General features: G+C 64.9%; 1 protein-coding gene. It reads right to left on the bottom strand.

The window, feature by feature from the left end:
* A partial coding sequence (locus JUB11_RS33360) for a HAMP domain-containing protein (protein ID WP_247886944.1) occupies nucleotides 1–815 on the bottom strand: 815 nt, incomplete at both ends.

Below are 815 nucleotides of genomic sequence, written 5' to 3'. Positions count from 1 at the left end.
GAGCTGGTCCACCATGGTGTTGATGGTGGATTTCAGCTCCAGGATCTCGCCCTTCACATCGACGGTGATCTTCTTGGACAGGTCGCCGTTCGCGACGGCGGTCGTCACCTCCGCGATGTTTCGCACCTGACCGGTCAGGTTCGTCGCCATCGCGTTCACGTTGTCGGTCAGGTCCTTCCAGGTGCCGGCAACGCCCTTCACCTGCGCCTGTCCGCCCAGCTTGCCCTCGGAACCCACCTCGCGGGCGACGCGCGTCACCTCGGATGCGAAGCTGTTGAGCTGGTCCACCATGGTGTTGATGGTGGATTTCAGCTCCAGGATCTCGCCCTTCACATCGACGGTGATCTTCTTGGACAGGTCGCCGTTGGCGACCGCCGTGGTGACCTCCGCGATGTTTCGCACCTGGCCGGTCAGGTTGGCCGCCATCAGGTTCACGCTGTCCGTCAAGTCCTTCCAGGTGCCGGCGACGCCGCGCACCTGTGCCTGACCTCCCAGCTTGCCCTCGGAGCCCACCTCGCGCGCGACGCGCGTCACCTCGGATGCGAAGCTGTTGAGCTGGTCCACCATGGTGTTGATGGTGTTCTTCAGCTCCAGGATCTCGCCCTTGACCGGAACCGTGATCTTCTTGGACAGGTCGCCGTTGGCGACGGCGGTGGTCACGTCGGCGATGTTGCGGACCTGACCGGTCAGGTTGGCGGCCATCAGGTTCACGCTGTCGGTCAGGTCCTTCCAGGTGCCGCCCACACCCTCGACCCGCGCCTGACCGCCAAGCTTGCCCTCCGAACCCACCTCGCGCGCGACGCGCGTCACCTCGG

It is taken from the genome of Azospirillum sp. SYSU D00513 (genome assembly GCF_017356015.1).
In the GTDB taxonomy this organism is placed as follows: Bacteria; Pseudomonadota; Alphaproteobacteria; order Azospirillales; family Azospirillaceae; genus Azospirillum.
The sequence above is the reverse complement of the archived record's forward strand: the minus strand, read 5'-3'. Positions and strand labels throughout refer to the sequence as shown.